General features: G+C 62.1%; 17 protein-coding genes and 2 pseudogenes. 5 read left to right on the top strand and 14 right to left on the bottom strand.

Going from position 1 to position 22082, the window contains the following annotated elements:
- Window positions 1-73 precede the first annotated feature (73 nt).
- Window positions 74-1024 carry a GlxA family transcriptional regulator gene (locus tag AC3A5O_RS07330; RefSeq protein WP_122568491.1) on the bottom strand — a complete coding sequence of 317 codons (951 nt, stop codon included), beginning with the start codon at window positions 1022-1024 and terminating at the stop codon, window positions 74-76.
- Between the two features lie 323 nt (window positions 1025-1347).
- Here AC3A5O_RS07330 and AC3A5O_RS07325 point away from each other — a divergent pair, with 323 nt between their 5' ends.
- Together AC3A5O_RS07325 and AC3A5O_RS07320 are read left to right on the top strand one after the other, a co-directional pair.
- Window positions 1348-2070, top strand: a complete 723-nt coding sequence (locus AC3A5O_RS07325) for a pirin family protein (protein ID WP_305467638.1) — start codon at window positions 1348-1350, stop codon at window positions 2068-2070.
- A gap of 626 nt (window positions 2071-2696) precedes the next feature.
- Entirely contained in the window at window positions 2697-3110 is a 414-nt protein-coding gene (locus tag AC3A5O_RS07320; protein ID WP_122568489.1) for a hypothetical protein, read from the top strand.
- Window positions 3111-3219: 109 nt separating this feature from the next.
- On the opposite strand, the gene AC3A5O_RS07315 is transcribed toward AC3A5O_RS07320, so the two are convergent.
- Window positions 3220-4263 carry a GlxA family transcriptional regulator gene (locus AC3A5O_RS07315; RefSeq protein WP_122568488.1) on the bottom strand — a complete coding sequence of 348 codons (1044 nt, stop codon included), beginning with the start codon at window positions 4261-4263 and terminating at the stop codon, window positions 3220-3222.
- A 293-nt stretch (window positions 4264-4556) separates the two neighbouring features.
- Between AC3A5O_RS07315 and AC3A5O_RS07310 the strand changes: the two are divergent.
- Both AC3A5O_RS07310 and AC3A5O_RS07305 read left to right on the top strand, forming a co-directional pair.
- Window positions 4557-5639 (top strand): annotated as a pseudogene (locus AC3A5O_RS07310) (HAMP domain-containing protein); the annotation flags it as partial.
- Between the two features lie 6 nt (window positions 5640-5645).
- Window positions 5646-6500 (top strand): methyl-accepting chemotaxis protein, encoded by an 855-nt coding sequence (locus tag AC3A5O_RS07305; protein ID WP_436278762.1) that lies wholly within the window; start codon window positions 5646-5648, stop codon window positions 6498-6500.
- Between the two features lie 147 nt (window positions 6501-6647).
- Here AC3A5O_RS07305 and AC3A5O_RS07300 read toward each other — a convergent pair whose 3' ends face one another.
- The 9 genes and pseudogenes from AC3A5O_RS07300 to AC3A5O_RS07260 form a co-directional block, all read right to left on the bottom strand.
- Window positions 6648-7301, bottom strand: a complete 654-nt coding sequence (locus AC3A5O_RS07300) for a dimethylsulfonioproprionate lyase family protein (RefSeq protein WP_305481842.1) — start codon at window positions 7299-7301, stop codon at window positions 6648-6650.
- A 464-nt stretch (window positions 7302-7765) separates the two neighbouring features.
- Entirely contained in the window at window positions 7766-8047 is a 282-nt protein-coding gene (locus AC3A5O_RS07295; protein WP_487753021.1) for a hypothetical protein, read from the bottom strand.
- Window positions 8048-8143: 96 nt separating this feature from the next.
- Window positions 8144-10255, bottom strand: coding sequence for a hybrid sensor histidine kinase/response regulator (locus AC3A5O_RS07290; protein ID WP_122568484.1), 2112 nt, complete (start codon window positions 10253-10255; stop codon window positions 8144-8146).
- Between the two features lie 340 nt (window positions 10256-10595).
- Window positions 10596-13673 carry an error-prone DNA polymerase gene (locus tag AC3A5O_RS07285; RefSeq protein ID WP_305467641.1) on the bottom strand — a complete coding sequence of 1026 codons (3078 nt, stop codon included), beginning with the start codon at window positions 13671-13673 and terminating at the stop codon, window positions 10596-10598.
- Window positions 13670-15091 (bottom strand): Y-family DNA polymerase, encoded by a 1422-nt coding sequence (locus tag AC3A5O_RS07280; RefSeq protein ID WP_305467643.1) that lies wholly within the window; start codon window positions 15089-15091, stop codon window positions 13670-13672. Before AC3A5O_RS07280 ends, AC3A5O_RS07285 begins: the two co-directional genes overlap by 4 nt.
- Window positions 15092-15098: 7 nt before the next feature.
- Complete coding sequence (gene imuA / locus AC3A5O_RS07275) at window positions 15099-15731, bottom strand: translesion DNA synthesis-associated protein ImuA (RefSeq protein WP_122568481.1); 633 nt, start codon at window positions 15729-15731, stop codon at window positions 15099-15101.
- A complete protein-coding gene (gene lexA / locus AC3A5O_RS07270; RefSeq protein ID WP_013692700.1) occupies window positions 15731-16348 on the bottom strand; it encodes a transcriptional repressor LexA in 618 nt (205 codons plus the stop codon). Before lexA ends, imuA begins: the two co-directional genes overlap by 1 nt.
- Before the next feature lie 85 nt (window positions 16349-16433).
- A pseudogene (locus AC3A5O_RS07265) lies at window positions 16434-16547 on the bottom strand (GntR family transcriptional regulator); the annotation flags it as partial.
- A 66-nt stretch (window positions 16548-16613) separates the two neighbouring features.
- Window positions 16614-17657 carry an AraC family transcriptional regulator gene (locus AC3A5O_RS07260; protein ID WP_354338256.1) on the bottom strand — a complete coding sequence of 348 codons (1044 nt, stop codon included), beginning with the start codon at window positions 17655-17657 and terminating at the stop codon, window positions 16614-16616.
- A gap of 206 nt (window positions 17658-17863) precedes the next feature.
- Here AC3A5O_RS07260 and AC3A5O_RS07255 point away from each other — a divergent pair, with 206 nt between their 5' ends.
- Window positions 17864-18808, top strand: coding sequence for a SphA family protein (locus tag AC3A5O_RS07255; protein WP_305490799.1), 945 nt, complete (start codon window positions 17864-17866; stop codon window positions 18806-18808).
- A gap of 223 nt (window positions 18809-19031) precedes the next feature.
- Here the strand turns inward: AC3A5O_RS07255 and AC3A5O_RS07250 are convergent, their stop codons facing one another.
- The 3 genes from AC3A5O_RS07250 to AC3A5O_RS07240 all read right to left on the bottom strand — a co-directional run bounded on the left by AC3A5O_RS07250 (window position 19032) and on the right by AC3A5O_RS07240 (window position 21998).
- On the bottom strand, window positions 19032-20330 hold the full coding sequence (locus AC3A5O_RS07250) for a D-arabinono-1,4-lactone oxidase (RefSeq protein ID WP_487753130.1): 1299 nt from the start codon (window positions 20328-20330) through the stop codon (window positions 19032-19034).
- A 115-nt stretch (window positions 20331-20445) separates the two neighbouring features.
- Entirely contained in the window at window positions 20446-20817 is a 372-nt protein-coding gene (locus AC3A5O_RS07245) for a c-type cytochrome (protein WP_305467650.1), read from the bottom strand.
- A gap of 296 nt (window positions 20818-21113) precedes the next feature.
- The gene (locus AC3A5O_RS07240; protein WP_305467651.1) at window positions 21114-21998 is read right to left on the bottom strand and encodes a LysR family transcriptional regulator; all 885 of its coding nucleotides are present in this window, start codon (window positions 21996-21998) and stop codon (window positions 21114-21116) included.
- Window positions 21999-22082 lie beyond the last annotated feature (84 nt).

The following is a 22082-nucleotide window of genomic DNA, read 5'->3' as shown; positions in this document are numbered from 1 at the left end:
GCACAGGCTTCAGGACAATGCTGGCACTGGGAGCGCCACGGACATCACGGTGCCCTGGACGGACACCGACGGCTCAACTGAACTGCTGACGATATTGCACCGGGGTCAGGCCGAGCTTTTCACCGAACAAAAACCGCATGTGCCGCACACTGCCGAAACCGCTGCGAAACGCCACGGTCTTGAGCGGCAGATCGGTGGTTTCCAGCAGATGACGCGCCCGGTCGATGCGCGCGCCTTGCAGGAATTCCATAGGCGTCATCTTCACTTCACGGGCAAAGACCCGGGCGAAATGCCGCGCGCTCATGGCGGCCAAGGCAGCCATGCGCTCAATGGTGAACGGTTCTTCCAGATGCTCCATCACGTGGTTCTGCACCCGGGTAATGGCCGATTCCTGCGTCGACACCGCCGCCACCAAGGGGCTGAACTGCGCTTGTCCGCCCTGGCGTTTCATCACCACCAGCAGCACCTTGGCCACGTCCAACGCGACTTTGCGGCCATGGTCCTGGGCGACGATGGCCAGGGCCAAGTCGATCCCGGCCGTGACGCCGCCCGAGGTGATCAGGCGGCGGTCCTGCAGGAAGATCTTGTCGGTTTCCACCAGGGCCTTGGGGAAACGTTGTATCAGGCGTTCGGTGTAATGCCAGTGGGTGGTGACGCGATAACCGTCAAGCAAGCCCGCCTCACCGAGCATAAAGGCACCGGTGCAGATAGAACCATAGCGTGTAGCCCGCTGCGCCGCGGCCCGCAGCCAGGTGTACAACCCCGGATGCTGGTTGTTATAGGCCCCCGGCCCGCCCGGCACCAGCAACACGTCATACGCCGCCCACGCCTGGTCGATATGGATATCAGCCTGCACCGACACGCCGTTGGACGCTCGCAACGGCCCGCGATCGGTGCCCAGGGTCAGCAGTTGATAACGCAGGTCCGGTTCGAGGTAACGATTGGCGATGGAAAACACTTCGAGAGGCCCGGCCATGTCGAGCAGCAAAAAATCCGGGAACAGCACCATTGCAACGGTTTTCATTAAAAAAGACGCCAAAAAATCCAGAAACTGTAAATGCCCCTGTGGGAGCGAGCTTGCTCACGATAGCGTTGGATCAGCCAGCATCAAGGTGACTGGCATACCCCTATCGCGAGCAAGCTCGCTCCCACAGGTGTTGTCTAGCGTAAACGCCTCAGCATTATGGCGAAGCGAAGCGACTGCTGGTGACATTTGAGTATTGTCCACTCAAAACAGACAGTCTTTCGTTTTTCACCTGCTTATTGAACCTACGGATAACCATTAACCTTCTTCTGAACCCGGCGAACGGCCCCAGCCGCCGCCCTTGAATATCAGGAGAACTCATCATGCTGACCCTTCGCAAAGCTTCGGACCGCGGCATTGCCCGTCACGGCTGGCTGACCTCGTTCCACACCTTCTCGTTCGCCAGTTACCGTAACCTCAACGAGCAGGGTTTCTCCGACCTGCTGGTCATCAACGACGACCGGGTCGCCGCCGCCAAGGGTTTCGGCCAGCATCCCCACCGGGACATGGAGATCTTTTCCTATGTGCTCGAAGGGGCGCTGGAACACAAGGACACCCTGGGCACGGGCTCGGTCATTCGCCCCGGTGACGTGCAATTGATGAGCGCCGGCAGCGGCGTGGCCCACAGCGAGTTCAACCACAGTGCGGACGAGCCGGTGCACTTCCTGCAGATCTGGATCGTGCCCGACGTCAGCGGTGCCACCCCCCGTTATCAACAGGAGCACTTTCGTCGCGAGCAGAAACAGGGTCGCCTGCAATTGATCATCTCCCCGGACGGCGCCGACGGCTCGCTCCAGGTGCGCCAGGATGCGCGGGTCTACGCCGGGTTATTCGATGGCGAGCAAAGCGCCACCCTGACCCTGCCACCGGATCGTTATGCCTACGTGCACGTGGCCCGAGGCGCTGTCGAGCTCAACGGCGTGCAACTGCGCGAAGGTGATGGCGTGCGGGTGCGCGAGGAGCAGGTCCTGAACTTAAGCAATGGCCAGGATGCCGAGGTACTGGTGTTCGATCTGCGGCCGCAGGAACTGCCACAGATGCCATGAAGCACCCTTTAACCTCTGTGGGAGAAACTGTCACAGATGCTATGAAGTTACCTGTAAACCCTGTGGGAGCGAGCTTGCTCGCGATGGCCTCAGGTCAGCCGATATTCATGTAGCTGACACTCCGCCATCGCGAGCAAGCTCGCTCCCACAATGGATTTTTAATAGTGGGTCTTTCACAACGGAGCCTCCACATTGAATGGGTGGCCGCCCCCGGCGCTTCACTCATTGTTCGCCACCTTCCAGGCAGTGGCCGGGTTTGCCTACTCGGCACTGTTCAATGCTGCTCGATTTCCCATTCATGGGTAACAGTCGCTCGAAAGTCTTGAAGTCATGATTACGAAGGTAACTCAGACGAAAAACTTCTAAAAAAAGTCAGGCGTTTGGTCAAATTCAAGCTTTGATCTAATGGAGCTGCGACGCGCCTCGGGCAGGCTCATTGCGCACCTGAAATGCGCTCATCTGTTGCCACGAGGCGGGTCAATCTATAAAGTTCCCGAAAGGATTTCGTTTCTGACCGACGGTCATTGATACCGCCTGAAGCAAATTGACCCGACGCAAGAGCCTAGGCAAAATGATCTCACTTTGCCATTAATTCTCTCCTGACTTGCTTATTCACGGAAGAAAGCATGAAAACCGTCATATCCCTCGCTTTAATCTCGATTGCGTGCAGTGCGGCCGCGGATGTCCAGAACATCAAATACCTTTACGATGATTCGGATGCCGTGTACTCCATCGTCTCGTCTGTCCACAGCGGTTCAGCCATCCAGGCCACCGTGCAGAGAACGGGCACCTACTTCACCAACTACACGAAACTGGAACTCGACTGCACCAGTCGCAATGTACGGCACATGGGGATGTACAACAGTCTCGCTGGGGTGGAGAAAGCCGAGTTCGACCAGATGCAAGGGCGAATCATCGACGGCTCGATAGCCGATGAAGTAGGTAAGGTGCTGTGCAAGGAGACGACCTTGACCGCGTCGCAAGCCGCTCCGCAGACTGAAGACCTGCCCACCGAAGCACAAACCGACGATAACAGCTGACGCGGGACCTGTGTGGGAGCAAAGCTTGCTCCCACACAGGTCCCGCGCTATAGCGCGGCGGCAACGCCTCTCCCCGCCCTAAAAACTCATCCCTGATCGAACAGCGGTTTTATCGCAAGGCTTGTTTGCGCTCCGATTTCGAGCGGTAACTGCCAGGCGGCACACCAAAGAAATCCCGAAAACGACGCTGGAAGTGCGGCGAGCTGACGAAGCCTGTCGCCACGGCGATTTCGGTCACGGACCGATTGGTTTGCTGGATGAGTTGGCGCGCACGCGTCAGGCGCAGCTCCAGGTAATAGCGCGTTGGGGTCGCGCCGAGAAAACTGCAGAACCGTCGCTCCAACTGGCGCTTGGAAATCTTCACGCACGCCGCCAGCTCATCGATGGTCAAAGGCTCCTCTACGTTCTGCCACATCAGCTCCAACGCCAACTTGAGGCTTTCCGGCAGCGTCGGGTCGGTCTCGACGAAAACCGGCGGCAAGTCCGTCGCATCGTCGCCTGACTCATCGCAACGCAGAATTTCCTCGATGGCCCCCACCAGCGCCGCTCCGCCCGTCTGGCGAATCAACTGGAGCATCATGCGCAGCGAACTGTTGGCGCCGGCGCAACTGACCCGCTCCCGGTCAACCACATAGGCCCGGCTGGACACCTTCACATGAGGAAACACCTCCGCCATCATGGCGCGGCTTTCCGGGTGGACAGCGCATTCGAAACCATCCAGCAGATTGGCATCGGCCACGAAAAAGGCACCGTTCCACAACCCGCCCAGGATCGCCCCGGACGCCGCATTCGCACGCAGCTTGCGGCGCAGCAAGGGATGGCCTTGCAACTTCACCCGAAAGCCCCCAGCGACGATCAGCACGTCGTGGTTTTCCGGCATCTGCGCCAGTTCGATGTCCGTCGAGATGACAATGCCCAGGTCGCTCGTCACCTGCCCACCTGAAACCCCCACCGTCAGCACCTCATAGAGGGGCATGTCGCTCATCAGGTTGGCGGTCACCAGCGCGTCCACCGCGCCGGTGAAGGACATCATCGAGAAGTTGTCCATCAATACGAACGCGACGCGGATCGGCGCCTGGCTGGCGGGCGCCGCGCCGAGCGGGCGATAAGCCATGTTCTTGTTTTTGAGTACGCTCTCGAATGCGCTTGGCATAGGGCCTCGTTAATACATTAAAGACGATGAGGATTTGCTGCACGTGGGTGCCCTGAACCCCAGGGCGAAGGCGCAGGGCAAACCACGCTATCTTCCAGACTAGTCAAGCCGGCTGCAATCGCGCCTGCGCCGTCTACCGATCGTCCCGCGCCAAAATGGCAAGCCTCAAGTGCCTACGACTTTGGTCGATACACTGGCAGTAGGCATGGGCGCTTTTCCCTTCCAGAGACTCGCAACGCCAACCACTGCTGTTTCCGCCGTTCCAACACTTAAAATATTCCGCGGGAGAAGTCATGAATATCAAACAGAAGCTGACATGGGCGTTCGCGACCATCGCCTGCCTCCCGGTTATCCTGGTGGCGGTGCTTGTCGTACTGAACTTGCGCGACGCCGCAAAGGCCAACTTCCTGGACAGCAGCGGCCGTGAAATCCGCCAGATCGACAACGGCATGAAGCAGTTTTTCGACGGGATCAGCCAGAACGTCGAATTCTTCGCCAAGGATCCACGGATCGTCGCCGCCAAGGATCTGAAAAACTACTCGGGTGCCGACGCCGCACAAATCCCTCTCCCCGAGAACAACAAACAGCTTTTGGAGATCTTCGACAGATTCGCCAAGAGCCATCCGACCACCGCCTATCTTTCCGTAGGCCTGGCCGACGGCGGCTATGCCAGTTGGCCGGACGACCCGAAAATCTCCAACTACGACCCACGGGTGCGTCCATGGTACAAGGCCGCCATCGCCGCGCCGGGCACCACCGTGCGCACAGACGCGTATTACTGGGCGCCAGATGATGTGTCACTGATCGGCATCGTGCATACGGTTTCAGACGCCGCCGGCAAACTGGTGGGTGTGGTCGGCCTGGACGTCTCGCTCAAACAACTGACCGAACTGGTCAAGAACATCAAGCTGGGCGAGAGCGGCTACCTGATGCTGGTGGAAGCCAACGGCAACGTCCTGGTGGACCCTGCCGATGCCAAGCACAACTTCAAGCCGCTGGCCGACCTGGGCCCCAACTATGCCGAGCTGGCCAAAAGCAGCGACGGCGTGACCCAGATCGAAATCGACGGCGTGCCCTACATGGCCAACGTGGTCAGCTCCAAAGGGTTGGGCTGGCGCTTCATCGGCCTGATCAAGCGCGATGAAGTGATGGCCGAGGCTTCGAGCCTGACTTGGCTGATCGCCGCCATCGCTGCCGTGCTGGCCGTGGTCTTCGCCGTGGTGGGCGCCAGTTTCGCCAGCGTCATCGTGCGGCCGATTCGCGGTGTTGCCAACGGCCTGCAGGAAATCGCCGAAGGTGAAGGCGACCTCACCCGTAAGCTCTCGGTGCAAGGCAAGGACGAAACCGCCACCCTGGCGGGCTGGTTCAACCAGTTCCTGGGCATGATCGCGCAACTGATGCAGCGCATCGGCAGCGCTTCCTCCGACTTGCAAACCGCCGCGGCCGATACCAGCCACGTGGCCCAGAACATGAACGATGCGGCCGGACGCCAGCGCCAGGCCGTTGAATTGGTGAGCACGGCATTCAACGAAATGGTCGCCACCGCCAACGAAGTGGCCCGCTCTTGCAGCCAGGCCGCCTCCAGTGCGGACGAAGGCTACCGCGACGTGCACGACGGCCAGCATCACATCGGTGAAGCCACCGGCAGCGTGATGAAACTGAGCGAGGACCTGCAAAAGTCGACCCAGACCATGCAGGCGTTGGAGCAGGACAGCAAGAACATCAACACCATCCTCGACACCATTCGCTCGATTGCCGAACAGACCAACCTGCTGGCTCTCAACGCCGCCATCGAAGCCGCACGGGCCGGCGATCAAGGTCGTGGGTTCGCCGTGGTGGCCGACGAAGTGCGGGCCCTGGCCCGCCGTACCGCCGACTCCACCGGCGAGATCGACAGCCTGCTGGGTAACCTCGCACGGCGCACCCAGGAAGTCACCCAGCAGATGCAAAGCAGCCTGCAGGTGTCGCACACCAGCGTCGAGCGCATTCAGCAAGCCCGTGACAGCTTCGACAAGATCCGCAACTCGGTAGACTCGATTCGCGACCAGAACACCCAGATCGCCACGGCGGCAGAGGAACAGCACCAAGTGGCCGAAGACATCAACCGGCACATCGCGCAGATCCATACCGATGCACAGCTGGTGGAGGAATACGCCCACTCGGCGCAGACCGGTTCGGGGCGTTTGACGGATATTTCCGGGCAGCTCAAGGGTTTGGTTGGGCGCTTCAAGTTCTAAGTGATATAGCCGAGGCCAGGGACGGCTCGCGGCTAGATCGACACCCGCAACTACCCTTTCTGAACCCGTTTGAGGTGCGATCCAACTTTGCCGATGCCAACTTCAGCCTGGCACGCGTTTGCTCATCCAATTTGATACCCAGTGTTGTTACCGACATAACTCAGCTTCTGAATGAAGCAAGCCCCACAACGCCAGCAATGGAGCCTGCCTCGATTTCATCGCGTGGACACAGGACGGCGGATTGAATACAAGGCCCCCCGGCCCGGGACTCCACCACCCCACATCCTCCCGATACCACTCGCCCGGTGACAGAACGAGGTAGAACTCGGCAGGCGGGTGTTGGTGGTAGGGGTAGCAGGTCTCGGGCAGCATGAGCGCCAATCCCAAGGTCAAGGTGGGACACTCAAATAGCCCTTCGGGGCCGGTGATCATCCCGTGACGATGCCGCTCCACGAAAGCGCTGTCCTGGTCAGCCCGGGCTTGGCGATTTATCCAGGTGAGATGGGGCAAGAGTGTGCTCAACGCATCCAGTATCGACACGAGATGCGGGTGGGTTCTGGGTGCAACATTGAGTGCCTGGGACAAACTGGGCGCCAGGGCCTCTGGTAACGCACGTGGCGTTTCCAATGTTTGTTTCAAGGTCCATCGGGCAGTCTCCAGGGCACTCGCATGCGCCTGTATCGAATCCAGCGCGCCATTGCGAACCCGATTCAATAGAACCGCATGAAGTGAACGCTGAAGTGACTTCCCGCTGGCAATCACATCCTGTCTCAACGATAAGTGCTCGGTACTGTTTATCATCGGTTTCGAATCCATCCTGAGCCGGACTGCATTAGCTTAGGCAGCCCAAACCTGGGCCGTGGTTTGAGAGTACTGCTTTACGCCCATCGATACATCCGGACCCCTTCACGCCTGGCCAAGGGCATCGAACTGCAACACAGCTGTTGGATTACTGGGACGGTGTCGCGGAAGTCAACGGCGTTGCAATCAGAGGGACTTTTTCCTGTCAGCACAGACTTTGTAATCAAGGGCTGCTATGCCATTTATTGCTTCAAGGCTGAATAAACAGGCTGACCCACCGCTATCGCGAGCAAGCTCGCTCCCACAGGGATCTTGGAAGCTCATGAGTTTTGCATCCACCACAGCACCCTTGTGGGAGCGAGCTTGCTCGCGATGGCGGTGGCACAATCAACACCGATTCAAGCTCCCCCCTTCGCGAGCAGACTCGCTCCCACCATGATGCGATGTTGTACAGCCTTGCTTGTCTAGCCCCCATCGGTATCGATATCGGCATCCGTGTCGTCACTGGATTTCGGCCGGTCCGGGTCAGGCTTGAAGCCAGGGCTGAAGGTGTTGTCATTGTCCTGATGATGCTGCTTCTGATCGACCTCAGTGGCGGCGCTGTCAGCCTGATCCGCCCCGGCGGGACTGGCTGGCTCGGCGCTCGACGGCTGGCCCGGGACCAGGGGATCGATGGCCGGATCGTTACGCGGGGATGGCGTCTGTGCCTGGCCTTGTTGCTGAGTGTTTGCGGGATCGTCGTTCATGGGCACCTCGTTCATGGCAGGGCCGGATGGATGACCGGTCTTGATCATTCGAAGGTGACGCGACGGCTTCGGTTCCATTTGTTTGCAGCGTCGCGCTCAACCGCCCAGCACGCTCCTCACCATCCGGGCGAGTGCGTCCGGGCCGTAGGGTTTGCTCAACAAATGGGTGTCGGGGCTCAATTGATGGTTCCGGGAAATGATGTCCCGAGTGTGCCCCGAAGTGAACAGCACGGGGACCGGCGGATTCTGTACCTTGGCCCAGGCGGCCAGGTCGGAGCTCTTGATCAGGCCGGGCATGACCACGTCGGTGAAGATCAGGTCGACCGAGGTGCCGTCCAGCAGCAACTTCATCGCCTCATCACCGTTGGCGGCCGTGAGGGTCCGATAGCCGGACTGTTCCAGCAGTTCCACCGACGCGCTGCGCACCTCGTCGTTATCCTCCACCACTAGAATCGTCTCTTGCCGACCGGACTGAAGCGCGTCGTGTTGCTCGGCTTCCCCTACTTCGGGTGCAAGACTTCGAGGGAAATACATCCGTACTCGCGTGCCCTCGCCCAGGTCACTGGATACCTCGATATGGCCGCCACTCTGCTTGACGAACCCGAACACCATGCTCAATCCAAGCCCGGTGCCCTGGCCATCGGTCTTGGTGGTGAAAAACGGTTCGAACACCTGCTGCAGGACATCGGGCGGCATGCCGGCACCGCGATCGATCACCGACAGCCGGACATAATCGCCGGCCGGGATCCCCTTGCCGGCGCAGAACGCGTCATCGAGCACAATGTTCTCGCCAATCAGATGGATGGTGCCCTCGCCGCCCATGGCATCACGCGCATTGATCGCCAGGTTCAACAAGGCATTTTCCAGTTGATTGCGATCGACGTGAATGCGCCAAGGCTCCTGGGGCAGGCTCACTTCGATCAGAATGGTTTCGCCCAAGGCTCGTTGCAGCAGTTCACCCATACCCTCGTAGATGCGCCGAGGGTTGTAGACCGCCGGTGACAATGGCTGACGCCGGGCAAAAGCCAGCAACTGCGATGACAATTTTGCGCCGCGCTCCACGGCTTCGATGGAGGCACTGACCCGCCGTTGCACATTGGCGTTGTCCCGTTCGTGGCGGGCCAGCAAATGCAGGTTGCCGGCGATCACCTGCAGCAAATTGTTGAAGTCATGGGCCACGCCACCGGTGAGGCCGCCAATGGCCTCGAGCTTCTGCGACTGGCGCAACTGCTCTTCCGCAGCCAACCGCGCCTGCACCTCGTTGGCGACCCGTTGTTCCAGGTCGCGAGTGAATTTGAGCAGCGAAGCTTCGGCCGTCTTGCGCTCGTTGATATCAATCAACACCCCCGGAAACCGCAGGGGCCGGCCCGTCCCGTCGAACTCGCATCGACCGCTGGCCAGCACCCACCGGTAGTCACCGCCCAGGCGGCGCACCCGATACTCAGCGCTGTAAGGCGTGCCTGTGCGCACGGTCAGTTCGACCCGCTGGTTGACCTCGTCAAGGTCATCCGGGTGGATGCCCTGGCGGGCAATCTCGATGGGCAGTGCGTCCAGCGAACAATCGGGTGGGTAGTTGAAGGTGCGGGCAAAACGCTCATCCCCCGACAGCGTGTCGGCCTGGATGTCCCAGACGAACGACCCCAGCAAGGGCCCGGCCGAGAGCGCCAGTTGGATGCGCTCATTGACCGCGCGGTAACTGCGTTCGGCCGCTTGCCGGGCGCGCTCGGTCAATACGTGCTCGGTGGTTTCCACCACAATCGCCAGCACGCCCGCCGGGGACTGGTCGTCATCGGGCACCGGGCTGTAGTAGAGGTCCATCCACACGTCCTCAGGCTTGCCATCACGCAGCAGGACCAGCTCTTTGCTGCGGTAGGACAAGGTGCCGCCAGCCAGGCAGACGTCCAGCACATGGCGATTAAATTCGGCGACCTCCGGCCAGCCCAACTCCACCGCGCACCCCAGCAAGTAAGGGTGGCGGCCGCCGGCGAACTCGGCATAGGCATCGTTGTAAATCATGAAGCCCTGGCGGCCCCACAACATCACCATCGGCAGGGGCGAAGCCAGCAACAATTGGACAGCGCTGCGCAAGCTGGCGGACCAGTGCTCGATGGCGCCCAACTCGGTCCGGCTCCAATCGAACGCCCGGATACGCCCGGCCATCTCACCGCCCCATCCAGGGCAGCCGTGATTCTGGGATAGAAACTCCATGGTCGACTCTGAACCTCAAAATGCCTGCAGGGAATCGGCCTACACAAACCCCTTGCGATCAGAGCTTCGAGCGCCGGGTTGGCGTTTGGTTTCATGGTGAGGTCATGATGACGACCTGTCTGGACTGGGGACATGCTTTCTGGGGCAAAAGGAATGACCTGTGGCGAGGGGATTTATCCCCGCCGGGTTGCGCAACAACCTCCTGCGTCCTGCCTGGCACATCACTGTGGCTGATGAAACATGGGGCTGCTTCGCAACCCAGCGGGGATAAATCCCCTCGTCACAGAGTTCTTTGTTTGCCACAGGAATCATGTCCCGGATCCAAACAGGGTTTGCGAGCTCAACGGAAATCGCGACTCTGCACCTGGATACCCGCCAGCAATTCAGTCAGGTCGCTCAAGCGCCCGGCGATCAAGTGGCGGACCTCGCCGACGCTTTCCCAGCGCCCGTCGACCCTGAGCAATTGCGAGCCCACCAGGGTCTTGCGCTGGCGCTCGGCCAGGTCGCGCCAGACCACCACGTTGAGGTTGCCAAATTCATCTTCCAGGGTGACGAAGGTCACGCCGCTGGCCGTGCCCGGACGTTGGCGGCCGGTGACCAGCCCGGCGACGCTGACGTTGCGGCCATGCTCCACGTCCTGCAATTCCCGGGAGCTGCGACAGCGCCGGGCGCGCAGCTCGGAACGCAGCAGGGCCAGCGGATGAGGCCCGAGTGTCGTGCCCAGCGTGGCGTAATCGGCAAACAGATTTTCTCCCAGCGTGGGTTCGGGCAAGGCCACGGGCGGTTCTTCCTGGCTGGGCAAACCGGCGAACAAGCCCAGTTGTTTCTGCACCCCGGCCACTTCCCAGCGGGCCCGATGGCGATCCCCCGCCAAGCCCTGCAAGGCCCCCGCGTCGGCCAGTTGCGCCTGGGCCCGGGCATCGAGCTGCGCGCGTTCGCCCAGGTCGGCCACGTCGCTGAAGGGTCGATGCCGGCGCGCCGCTTCGATACGGCGGGCATCCTCTTCGCGAAAGCCCTTGACCAGGCGCAGGCCCATGCGAATCGCCGGTTGCCGGCCGTCCATGGGCTCGAGGCTGCACTCCCAAGCGCTGGCGCGCACGTCCACCGGGTGGATCGACAGTTGATGCCGGCGGGCATCCTGGAGGATCTGGTCCGGGCTGTAGAAGCCCATGGGCCAGCTGTTGATCAGGGCACAGGCGAACGCCGCCGGTTCGTGGCATTTGAGCCAACTGCTGGCGTAGGTCAGCAAGGCGAAACTGGCGGCGTGGGATTCGGGAAAACCGTAATTGCCGAAGCCTTTGATCTGTTCGAAGATTTGCGCGGCGAATTCTGCGGTGTAGCCGTTTTTCTTCATCCCCTGCGCCAGGCGCTCCCGATGGGGCTCCAACCCGCCGTGACGTTTCCAGGCGGCCATGGAACGCCGCAACTGGTCGGCTTCACCCGGGGTGTAATCGGCCGCGACGATGGCGATCTGCATGACCTGTTCCTGGAACAAGGGAACCCCCAGGGTGCGGTTGAGCACTTCCTTCAATGCTTCAGAAGGATAAGTCTCCGCCTCTTCTTTGTTTCTACGCCGCAGGTACGGGTGCACCATCCCACCCTGGATCGGCCCGGGCCGCACGATCGCCACTTCAATGACCAAGTCGTAGAACGTCTCGGGTCTCAGCCGAGGCAACATCGACATCTGCGCCCGGGACTCGATCTGGAACACACCGATGGTGTCAGCGCGGCTGATCATTTCGTAGGTCGCCCGATCCTCCTTGGGCAACGACGCCAAGGCATAACGCTGCCCCCGGTACTGCTCGATCAAGTCGAAACACCGGCGAATCGCACTGAGCATGCCCAGGGCCAGGATGTCCACCTTGAGCAAGCCCACCGCATCCAGGTCGTCTTTGTCCCACTGGATGATGGTGCGCTCGGCCATGGCGGCGTTTTCCACCGGCACCAGGGTGTCCAGGGGCTGTTCGGAAATCACGAAACCGCCAGGGTGTTGGGACAAATGCCGGGGAAAACCGATCAATTGCTGGGTCAGGCCCAGGACCCGGCGCAACACCGGGCTGTCCGGGTCGAAACCGCCTTCACGCAAACGCTCCACCGGCGGCGCTTCGTCGCTCCAACGGCCACAGCAATCGGCCAGGGCGTTGACCTGATCCGGTGGCAGGCCCAGGGCCTTGGCCACATCGCGCACCGCCCCGGCGCCGTGGTAGCTGCTGACCACCGCCGTCAAGGCCGCACGATGACGACCGTAGCGCTGGAACACGTACTGCAGCACTTCCTCGCGACGGTCATGTTCAAAATCGACATCGATGTCCGGCGGCTCGTTGCGCTCCCGGGACAGGAAGCGTTCGAACAACAGGCTGGTGAGGCTGGGGTCGATTTCGGTGATGCCCAAGGCGTAGCACACCGCCGAGTTGGCCGCCGAGCCGCGCCCCTGGCAAAGGATATGGCGGCTGCGGGCGAAGCTGACGATGTCCTGCACGGTGAGGAAATAGCTGTCATAGCCCAACTCGGCGATCAGGCTCAGTTCCTTGTCGATCTGCACCCGGACCTTGTCTGGTACACCTTTGTCCCAGCGCTCACGCATGCCGCGCTCGGTCAGTTCCCGCAGCCAGGACGCCGGGTCATGCCCCTCGGGCACCAGCTCGCGGGGGTATTGGTAGCGCAGTTGGCCGAGGTCGAAGGTGCAGCGCCGGGCGATGTCCAGGGTTTCATCGAGCAAGGCCCGCGGATAGAGCTCGGCCAGATCCTTGCGGCTGCGCAAGTGGCGCTCGCCGTTGGGGTGCAAGCGCTGGCCGGCCTCGGCCACCGTGACGTGATGACGGATGGCGGTCATGGTGTCCTGCAAGGCGCGACGGCCACGCACGTGCATGTGCACGTCGCCGCTGGCCACGGCCGGAAGAGCCAAGCGCTCGGCCAGCGCCAACGACTCTGCCAACCGGCGACGGTCGTCCTGCCCGCAATGCAACTGGACCGTCAGCCACAGGCGCCCGGCAAAGATCGGCTGGAGCCAACGCCCGTGTTCCTCGGCGTCTTTGCCCTCGGCGACCCACAAGGCCAGCAGCCCCGGCAAGGGTTGGTCGAAGTCCTCTCGCACGATGCGATAGTGGCCCTTCTCGCTGCGACGCCGGGCGCGGGTGATCAACCGGCACAAGGTTTGATAACCGTCCAGGTTCTCCACCAGCAACACCAGTTTCGGACCGTTCTCGACCTGGACTTCGCTGCCGACGATCAGTTGCAGCGCCAGTTCCTTGGCCGCCTGCCAGGCCCGGACGATCCCGGCCAGGGTGCATTCGTCGGTGATCGCCAGGGCCTGATAGCCCTGCTGCTTGGCGCGACGGCATAACTCCAGGGCACTGGAGGCGCCGCGCTGGAAGCTGAAGTTCGACAGGCAATGCAGCTCGGCATACTCAATGCTCATGCAAACCAACCCTGCAGCCACAGCGGCCCGCCCTCGCCCACCGGTCGATAGGCCCAGCCCCGTTGCCCGCTACGGGTTTCGATCAGGTAATAGTCGCGGCGCACATCCGCACCGTCCCACCAACCGGTCTCGATACGCTCGGGGCCCATGAGGATCTGCGCCTGGCCTTGCGCCAATGCCTGGGGCGCATCCAGCAACCAACCGGGACGCTGCACGCCGTCGCGCACCGGACACGTCTGGGATTTGGGTTGGGACGTCATCTGCCAGGCGCACTCAGGCCGATGGTCGTCGCGAAACCCCAAGCCCTGCACGGCGTCATCCCCCAACCGGGCTCGCAGACGTTCGCGCAATTGCTCCCAGGGCAATGACTGTTGCGGGCGTTCGTCGAACAGCTCCAGGCGCTGGGGCACGAAACTCGGCAAGTCTTCGGCACACAAGCGAAAGCCCCGCACCGGGGCCTCGACCTGCACCTGTTCCAAGCGACCGCGGGCCAGCTCGAAGAGCATCGCCGGGTCCCGTTCGGCGCTGAGCAGACCGACCTTGATCACGGTATCCGGCAACCCGGCGTGTTCCAGGTGCAGGTCGAAGCGCTGCACGCCGCTGTCGCGCCCGCAGAGGAAGGCCGACAGGTCACCGGTCAGGCGACGCAACGGGAACAACAGTGCCTGGTGGGATTGCACGTCATAGTTGAGTTCGATGCGCACATCGAAACGGTCCGGTGGCAGGTAGAACGACAGCGCCAAGGTGCGATTGCCCGTCAGCGCGTCGAGGTGCTTGAGCACCTGGGCCTCGAAGCGCCGTGCCAGGGTCTGCCGGGGCAAGGCCTGGACCTGGCTCAGGCGGCGCAGGCCCATGCGCGACAGCGCCGTGGCGACATCGGGCTCCAGGCCGACTCGCTCCACGGGCATGTGTCCCAGGTACTGTTGCAAGGTCTCGACATCGGGCACCACCAGGGCGTCATAGGCATTGGCCAACACCCGTGCCGCCACCGGATTGGGAGCGGCGACGATGCGATGACGAAAGCCCAGCTCGGTCAGCTCGGCCCGCAAGCGCGCCTCGAACACCGGCCAGGGTCCGAACAGGCCCAGACTCGACTCGATCTCGAACAGCAACGTTCGCGGGTAATGCACGCTGACCTGGGAGCTGAAACGGTAGGCCCAGGCCGCCAGGAACTGTTGCCAATGTTCGATCTGCGCCGCGTCGTATTCGGCGGTGGCAAAGCCTTTGCTCAAGGCCTGGGCGGCGGTCATGGTCTGGCCGGGCCGCAAGCCCAGGGCCCGGGCCGGCGCGTTCACCGCTTGCAGCACCCGACGCTGGGCCGGGCCGGTCAGCAATGCCAGGGGTTGGTCGGGATCGGGGCGCTGACGCAGCGCGGCGTCCAGCGCCAATTGCGGGAAGAGAATACAGACCCAGCGCATCGCAACCTCAATGCCCGGTTTGTGGGGCGAGCGTGGCAAAGGCAATCGGCGCCGAACGGGCCAGCCCGCCCCGGCACTTGAGCACACGCAACTGCGCAGGCCGGGTATCGATGGCAATGCGCAGGGCCGCCGGCGATGGGTTGATGGCTTCCTGGATGGAGCGCCAGGCGAACGCCAGGGTCTGGCCGGTTTCCGCCGCCACTTGCAAACGGCGCAAGGCCCGGTCGTCCGCCTGTCGGGGCCAGCACAGCACCGCGCCACAACTGCCCGAACGCAGGCATTGTTCGGTGGCCCACAGGGCCTCGCGCTCATCGGCGCGGATCACCGATAACTGACGCAGGTCGATACCCGCGTTCTGCCAGGCCTGGGGATAAGGCACGAACGGCGGCGCCACCAGCACGATCCGCTCCCCCGCCGCCGACAGCCGCGCCAGGGTCGGCCACACCAATTGCAACTCGCCCACGCCCGGCGCAGCGATGAGCAGCTCCGTCAACGCCGCTTCCGGCCAGCCACCACTGGGCAACGCCGCATCCAGTGCTCCATGGCCAGTGGGTTGCGGACTGGCGGCCGGCGGCGCAGGCCGGCCCTTCCAGACCTGGCCGCCGTTGAACAGCGTATCCAGCGCAACAACAGCGCCCATCACCCTTGCCTCACCAAGCCACAGAACACCCCTTCTATCGCCAGGTCCTGGTCGGCCTCGACGATGATCGGCTGATAGGCCGGGTTGCGCGGCAGCAAACGCACCCGCTCGCCGATGCGCTCGAAGCGCTTGATGGTGACTTCACCGTCCAGGCGCGCCACGACGATCTGGCCGTTGGCAGCCTGGGGGGTGCGCTGCACGCCCACCAGATCACCGTCGAGAATGCCGTCCTCGATCATCGAGTCGCCCTGGACCCGCAGCAGGTAATCCGGGGCCTTGGTGAAAATCGCCGGGTCCAGCATCAGGCGGCTGTGGACCTCGGCATCGGCGCCAATCGGCAGGCCCGCCGCCACTCGCCCCAGCACCGGCACGTCCAGCAACTCGGGCCGTGGCGGCTGGTTCAGCAGCCGGATGCCCCGGGCCTGGTGCGGATTGACTTCGATGAAACCAGCCTCGGTCAACGCCAGCACATGCTTGCGCGCCACGCTGCGGGAGGCAAAACCAAACGCCTCGCTGATTTCAGCGAGACTGGGAGGCTGACCCTGATCAGCGATGCGTTCGCGGATAAAAGTCAGGATGGCGGTACGGCGGGGCGTGAGAGTCGTCATGGAGTACATTTGTACTCTTCCGGGATTTTTCTGACAAGCGCCGCCAGTCAGTTCACAGACTCAGAGCCCACCACCAATCCCTATGGTGGTCTGTACGGCTGACACTAAACAGCGCACCGAGCTTGCTTTCCGAGGGGACCTGGCTGCCTTGAGGGTATTGTTGCGTGTGCAGCGGCACGCTGCTGAGGGAAAGCACGTTGTCGGGCATGGCCTTATCACTTGTCATAACGAGTCAGGACGGGACCTTAGGGAAGCCGACCCAGCTTGAGAAATACTAGAGCCGAGCGTCGGCACTCTCATTGCGAAACGCGCTCGGGCTCATGCCTGTCCAGCGCCGAAACGCCCGGCGGAAACTGCGCACATCGCTGTAGCCGACTTCTTCGGTAATGCGCTCGATGGACAGCTCTGGGTTGGCCAGCAGGTTCAGGGTGCGGCCGCGGCGCACTTGTTCGAGCAAGGCCTCGAAGGTCAGGCTGTGTTCGGTCAGGCGTCGACGCAGGGTGCGGCTGCTCATGTTGAGGTCGCCGGCGATTTTCTCGATGTGGCTGCCCCGGGTCAGGTCCCGGGCAATTGCCCGTTCCACGGTCTGGATCAGGTCGATCTTCTGGTGGACCTCGCAGGCCTCCTGCTCGAGCAAGGCCAATGCCTGGCGCAGGGCCAACGGATGATGATTGGGCAGGCGCATATCCAGCCAACGCACATCGATCAGCATGCGGTTGTGCCGGCAACCGAAACGCACATCCGGCCCCAAGATCCGCTGATATTCCTGGGCATAGGACGGCGCAGCGTGCATGAACTCCACGGCCTTGGGTTTGAAATCGGGGCCTGCCAGCGCCCGGCCGTAGACCATCAGGCTGGCGAAGAATTCTTCCACGGCAAACACCTGGATCTCGGCGAAAGGCAGGCGGCACGTGGCCTCGACCATGATCCGGTCAGTGGCTTCTTCGACCCGGGTCACGGCGATACCGCCGGTGGTGTGCTGGTAACGAACCCCCAGGGCGAAGGCATCGCGCAGGGTTTCGCACAACGACAAGACGTGGCCCAGCAGGCCGAGGGTGCCGAGCACGTTGCGGTCACCCACCCACAACCCCAGGCCTTGGTCGGGCAACAGCTTGAGCGCCCGTTGGATCATGACCACGGCCTGGCGGTAGGAAATGCGCTGGGCGGGATCTTGCAGGTCATCGAGGTCGAAGCCCAGGCCGCGACACAGGCTGGCGGCATCGAAACCCTTGTCCGCCACCACCTCGGCCAGGGTTTGCAGCAGGAAGGGCGATACCAGCGCCAACTCATAGGTGGGGTCGATGACTTTCATCTGCATGGGGCGAATTCCGGAGCACGTTAGGTGGCGTTTTTGTAACCGGTTATTTCATAAAGTTAGCATGAGCCGCTGGGTTGGGAGGCATAAAAATCTGGCCGCCCAAGTCCCCTGTCTGGCCGCCAATACCCTGCCCTGTCGGCGGCGAACGGCTTATTTGTATGACTCGGACCTCCGGTGCATTTCCAACAATAATAATGAGCCCTCCCATGAACCCGATCCGCACGAAATTCGCCTTGCAACTGACCCTCGGCCTGGCCTGCGGCTATGCCCTGCCCGCCTTGGCTACCGAATCGGGGGTGGACAACATCGGCCCCGGCACCGACGGCTTTTTCGTATTGCCGCTGGAAGTCGACAGCCTTCCCGACCACATGGTCGCGTTCAACCTCTACTACAACCATTACAAAGCCCGGAAATTCAACATCAGTTCGTTGGGTGGCGAGCTGCCGGATGTCGAAATCGAATCCACGGCAGTGGTCCCGCGTATCGATTACCTGAGCCCATTGCGGGTGGCCGGTGGGCGCGCGGGGATCTACATCGCCCAGCCCTGGATCAAGCAGGAAGTTTCGGTGTTCGGCCTGCATGACACCCGCGAGGGCATGGGCGACACCACCATTTCGCCCATCGTGCTCTGGGACATGGGCAAGAATCTGACCCTGGCCGCGGCGGTGGAAATCACCGTACCGACCGGCGAATACAGTACCGATCGACTGGCCAACACCAGCAACAATTTCTACACCTACAAGCCGCTGTTCTCCTTCACCTGGTTGCCCACGGAAGACACCGAGGTGTCGATGAAAAGCACCTACAGCTTCAACCGCAAGAACAAGGACACCGACTACCGTTCGGGGCAGATTTTCCACTTCGACTATTCCGCCAGCTACCGCGTGACCGACAACCTGAGGTTGGGGCTCAACGGCTACTACCTCAAGCAGACCACCGACGATAAACAGTACGGTCGCACCGTGCAATTCGCCGGGCAGGACGTGGACGATGGCGTACGCGGTCAGGTCTTCGCCATAGGTCCGGCGCTGCATTTCACCTTCCTCAAGTACGCCAGCGCCGAAATTCGCTGGGCCAAGGAGTTCGACGTGGAAAACCGCCCCGAAGGCGAAATGCTCTGGGCCAAGATCAGTATTCCGTTTGCGTTCTAGAGTGTTTCACAGCACCTGTGGCGAGCCACTCTGTGGGAGCAAGGCTTGCCCGCGAAACAGGCGACTCGGTTCCAGATAGACCGTGTGTTCTTCATCGCGGGCAAGCCTTGCTCCCACAGAGCCTTGCTCCCACAGATAAGTCCCCTCGCCACAGGTTTTGTGTTTGACAGGAATGCATCAGCTGCAGGCCAGCCAGCGCTCGACCCGCGACGATTGAAGCCAATCAGCTCACCCCCAGAATCGATGAAAGATGCCCATTGAGGAACTTGCCACCAGGGTCCAGCGCCTGGCGCACCTGGATGAATTCAGTCCAGCGCGGGTATAGCACCTGGAGGGCCTTGGCGTTCAGGGAGTGCAGTTTCCCCCAGTGCGGACGGCCCTGGTACTTCCAGAAGATCGGCTCGATAGCGGCAAAGAAATTGTGGTGGTCCATCTGGTAATGCTGGTGCACCGAGATCGAGCAACTGTCCCGGCCTTCGAACATGCTCAAGGCAATGTCGTCGGCCTTCACGTAGCGGTATTCGATGGGAAACCACGTACGCAGGTCCTTGTCGCGGATCAGTGCGAGGATCTCCCGCAGGCACGCCGGGCCGTGTTCGGCCGGCATCGAGTACTCCATCTCGTTGAAGCGCACGGTGCGGGCGTTGGCGTAGATGTCATGGGAATCCCCGACGCGGTCATCGAAATCGGCCACCAGCCGCAGGCTGTTGAGCAGCGCTCGCCGGAGCGCGGGAAAATCGCTGCCGTACTTGTCGAGGTTTTCGATCAGGGATACGAATTCGTTGCCGCCCTCCTCCTCGGGGCTGATCGGCGGCGTGGCCGGATCCGTGGTCTCGTTCAGGGTGATCGACAGCGCATAGTCGGAATGGGTGACGACTTGCATCTCCCAGTGCTGGTTGTCCCGGGTGTTGGCGTCTACGTCCTCGAGCAACTCCTCGGTCTTCGCCACCCACTGGTGCTCGCGCAAGCGATAGGCGGCGCGGTTCTGCAGGCGCACGCGGGTCACCAGCCCCAGCGCGCCAAGGGACACCCGGCCGGCCTTGAACACGTCGGGATGACGCTGGGCATCGCAATCGAGCACCTCGCCGCTGGCCGTCACCAGTTGCAGGCCGACCACTTGGGACGCGTACGAGCCAAAGGCCTTGCCGGTGCCGTGGGTCGAGGTGGCGATAGCTCCGGCCAGGGTCTGGTAATCCACGTCGGCCATGTTCGGCAGGGCCTGGCCGATGGCCTTGAGCGCCGGGCCCATGCGGGACATAGGCGTGCCACCGCCAAACTCGGCTTGCAGGCTGGCCTCGTCGTGATCCAGCAGGCCACTGAAAAAACTCAGCGACAACAAGGTGCCATCGGTGGGCACCAGGGCGCTGAAGGAATGACCGGAACCCACCGGGCGAATCCGCCCTTCGGCGCGGCGCACCACCTGCACCAGTTCATCGAGGTCCTTGGGGGCCAGGCGCGCCGCCGGCAGGCAACTCTGCGCACCGGACCAGTTGCGCCACGGGATCAACCGCGGCGCACGCATCAGCTCGGCCAGGGCGCCCTGGCTGCCCAGCGCCGTGAAGGCGGCGACAACGCCGGCCTGTTGCAGCAACCGACGCCGTGAGTAGTCCATCGTCATGCCGTAGTACCCGTATTCATTATTGGAAGTGTTGACCGGACATGAAGGCGATCAAGGCCAGGAACTGCTCTTCGGAACAGTGCATGCACAGGCCCATCGGCGGCATGCCGTTGTAGCCGTTGATCGCATGGTCCAGCAGGGTCTCGGCGCCCTGGGCGATCCGCGGGGCCCAGGCGTTCGTGTCGCCGGTCAACGGTGCCCCGGCGCTGGGGTTGGCGTGGCAGAGCTTGCAGCTGCTGTCATAGACCTGGGCCAGTGCCGCATCGCTGGGCATGGCCGTGAACACCGTGGGCATGGGCGGCTTGGCTTCTTCGCCGCAGCCGGCGAGCAAGGTGCCAAGCAGGAGGATGACGGCTGGGTTGAGCCAGGTGGAAGGTGTCGTTGCCGGCATGGGGCCCTCTTGGCTGCGCTTTTCTTGTTGTGGGTCAACACTAAGGCACGCCAGCACGTCGGCTTGAGGTCATTGGGGGCCAGAAAAGGGGGCTTGGGCGGCCAGTTGCCGGCCTATCAATGACCTTTGTGGCGAGGGGCTTTATCTGTGGGCTCTATGGGTTCTGTGGGAGCAAGGCTTGCCCGCGAAGCAGGCGACTCGGTTCCAGATAGACCGTGTGTTCTTCATCGCGGGCAAGCCTTGCTCCCACAGAGCCTTGTTCCCCCAGAGCGGCTCGCCACACGGGCATTGCGTGCTCAGGGGAGTAATAACCCCTGCTCGCGCTCGCACAACTGCACCACGTAATCCCACAACACCCGCAGGCGTACGGATTTGTGCAGTTCGCGGCGGGTGCTGATCCAGTAGCTGCGGCGGATGGTTTCGTCCGGCAGCAACGGCACCAGCGTCGGGTCCCCGCTGGCCATGTAGCACGGCAACACGGCGATCCCCAGGCCCGAGCGCGCGGCCTGCTGCTGAGCGATGACGCTGGTGCTGTGGAACACCACCCGGGGATTGCGGCAAAAGCTGTTGAGGAACATCAGTTCCTGGCTGAACAGCAGGTCGTCGACATAACCGATCCAGGCGTGGCGGGCCAGGTCTTCGCGGCTGCGCAAGGCTGGCGAGCGGTCCAGGTAGACCTGGCTGGCGTACAGCGCCAGGCTGTAGTCGGTGAGTTTTCGCGTCACCAGCAGGTCGGCCGCCGGGCGTTCGAGGTGGATGCTGATTTCCGCCTCACGGTTGAGGATGCTGACAAAGCGCGGCACCGCCACCAGTTCCACCTCCAGCCCCGGATAACGCTGGAACAACCCGTCCATGCGACTGGCCAGAAACATGATGCCCAGACCTTCGGTCACCCCCAAACGGATCTTGCCCAAGGGCGCACTGGACTGGGTGATGTCCTCCTGGGCCAGCAACGCCACGTTCTCCATGGCTTCGGCGTGCTTGAGCAATGTCTCGCCGGCAGGGGTCAGTTCATAACCCTGGGCATGCTGGACGAACAACGCGGTGCCCAGGCTTTTCTCGATGGCCTCGATGTGCCGGGCCACCGTGGCGTGGGTGGTGTTCAGCCGTCGTGCAGCCGTCAACAGACGCCCACTGCGTTGCAGTTCCAGGAAATAGCGCAGGTCATTCCAGTCGAACATGAGGCGATCCTTGAACACGCCTGAAAGGCATGACTGTTTATAAACACACAGCGGCTGCGCAAAAACTAACATTCTTTTGACGAA

Source organism: Pseudomonas sp. Soil_N_39, assembly GCF_057655955.1.
Note: the sequence above shows the minus strand (reverse complement) of the source record. Positions and strands in the feature narration are given on the sequence as shown.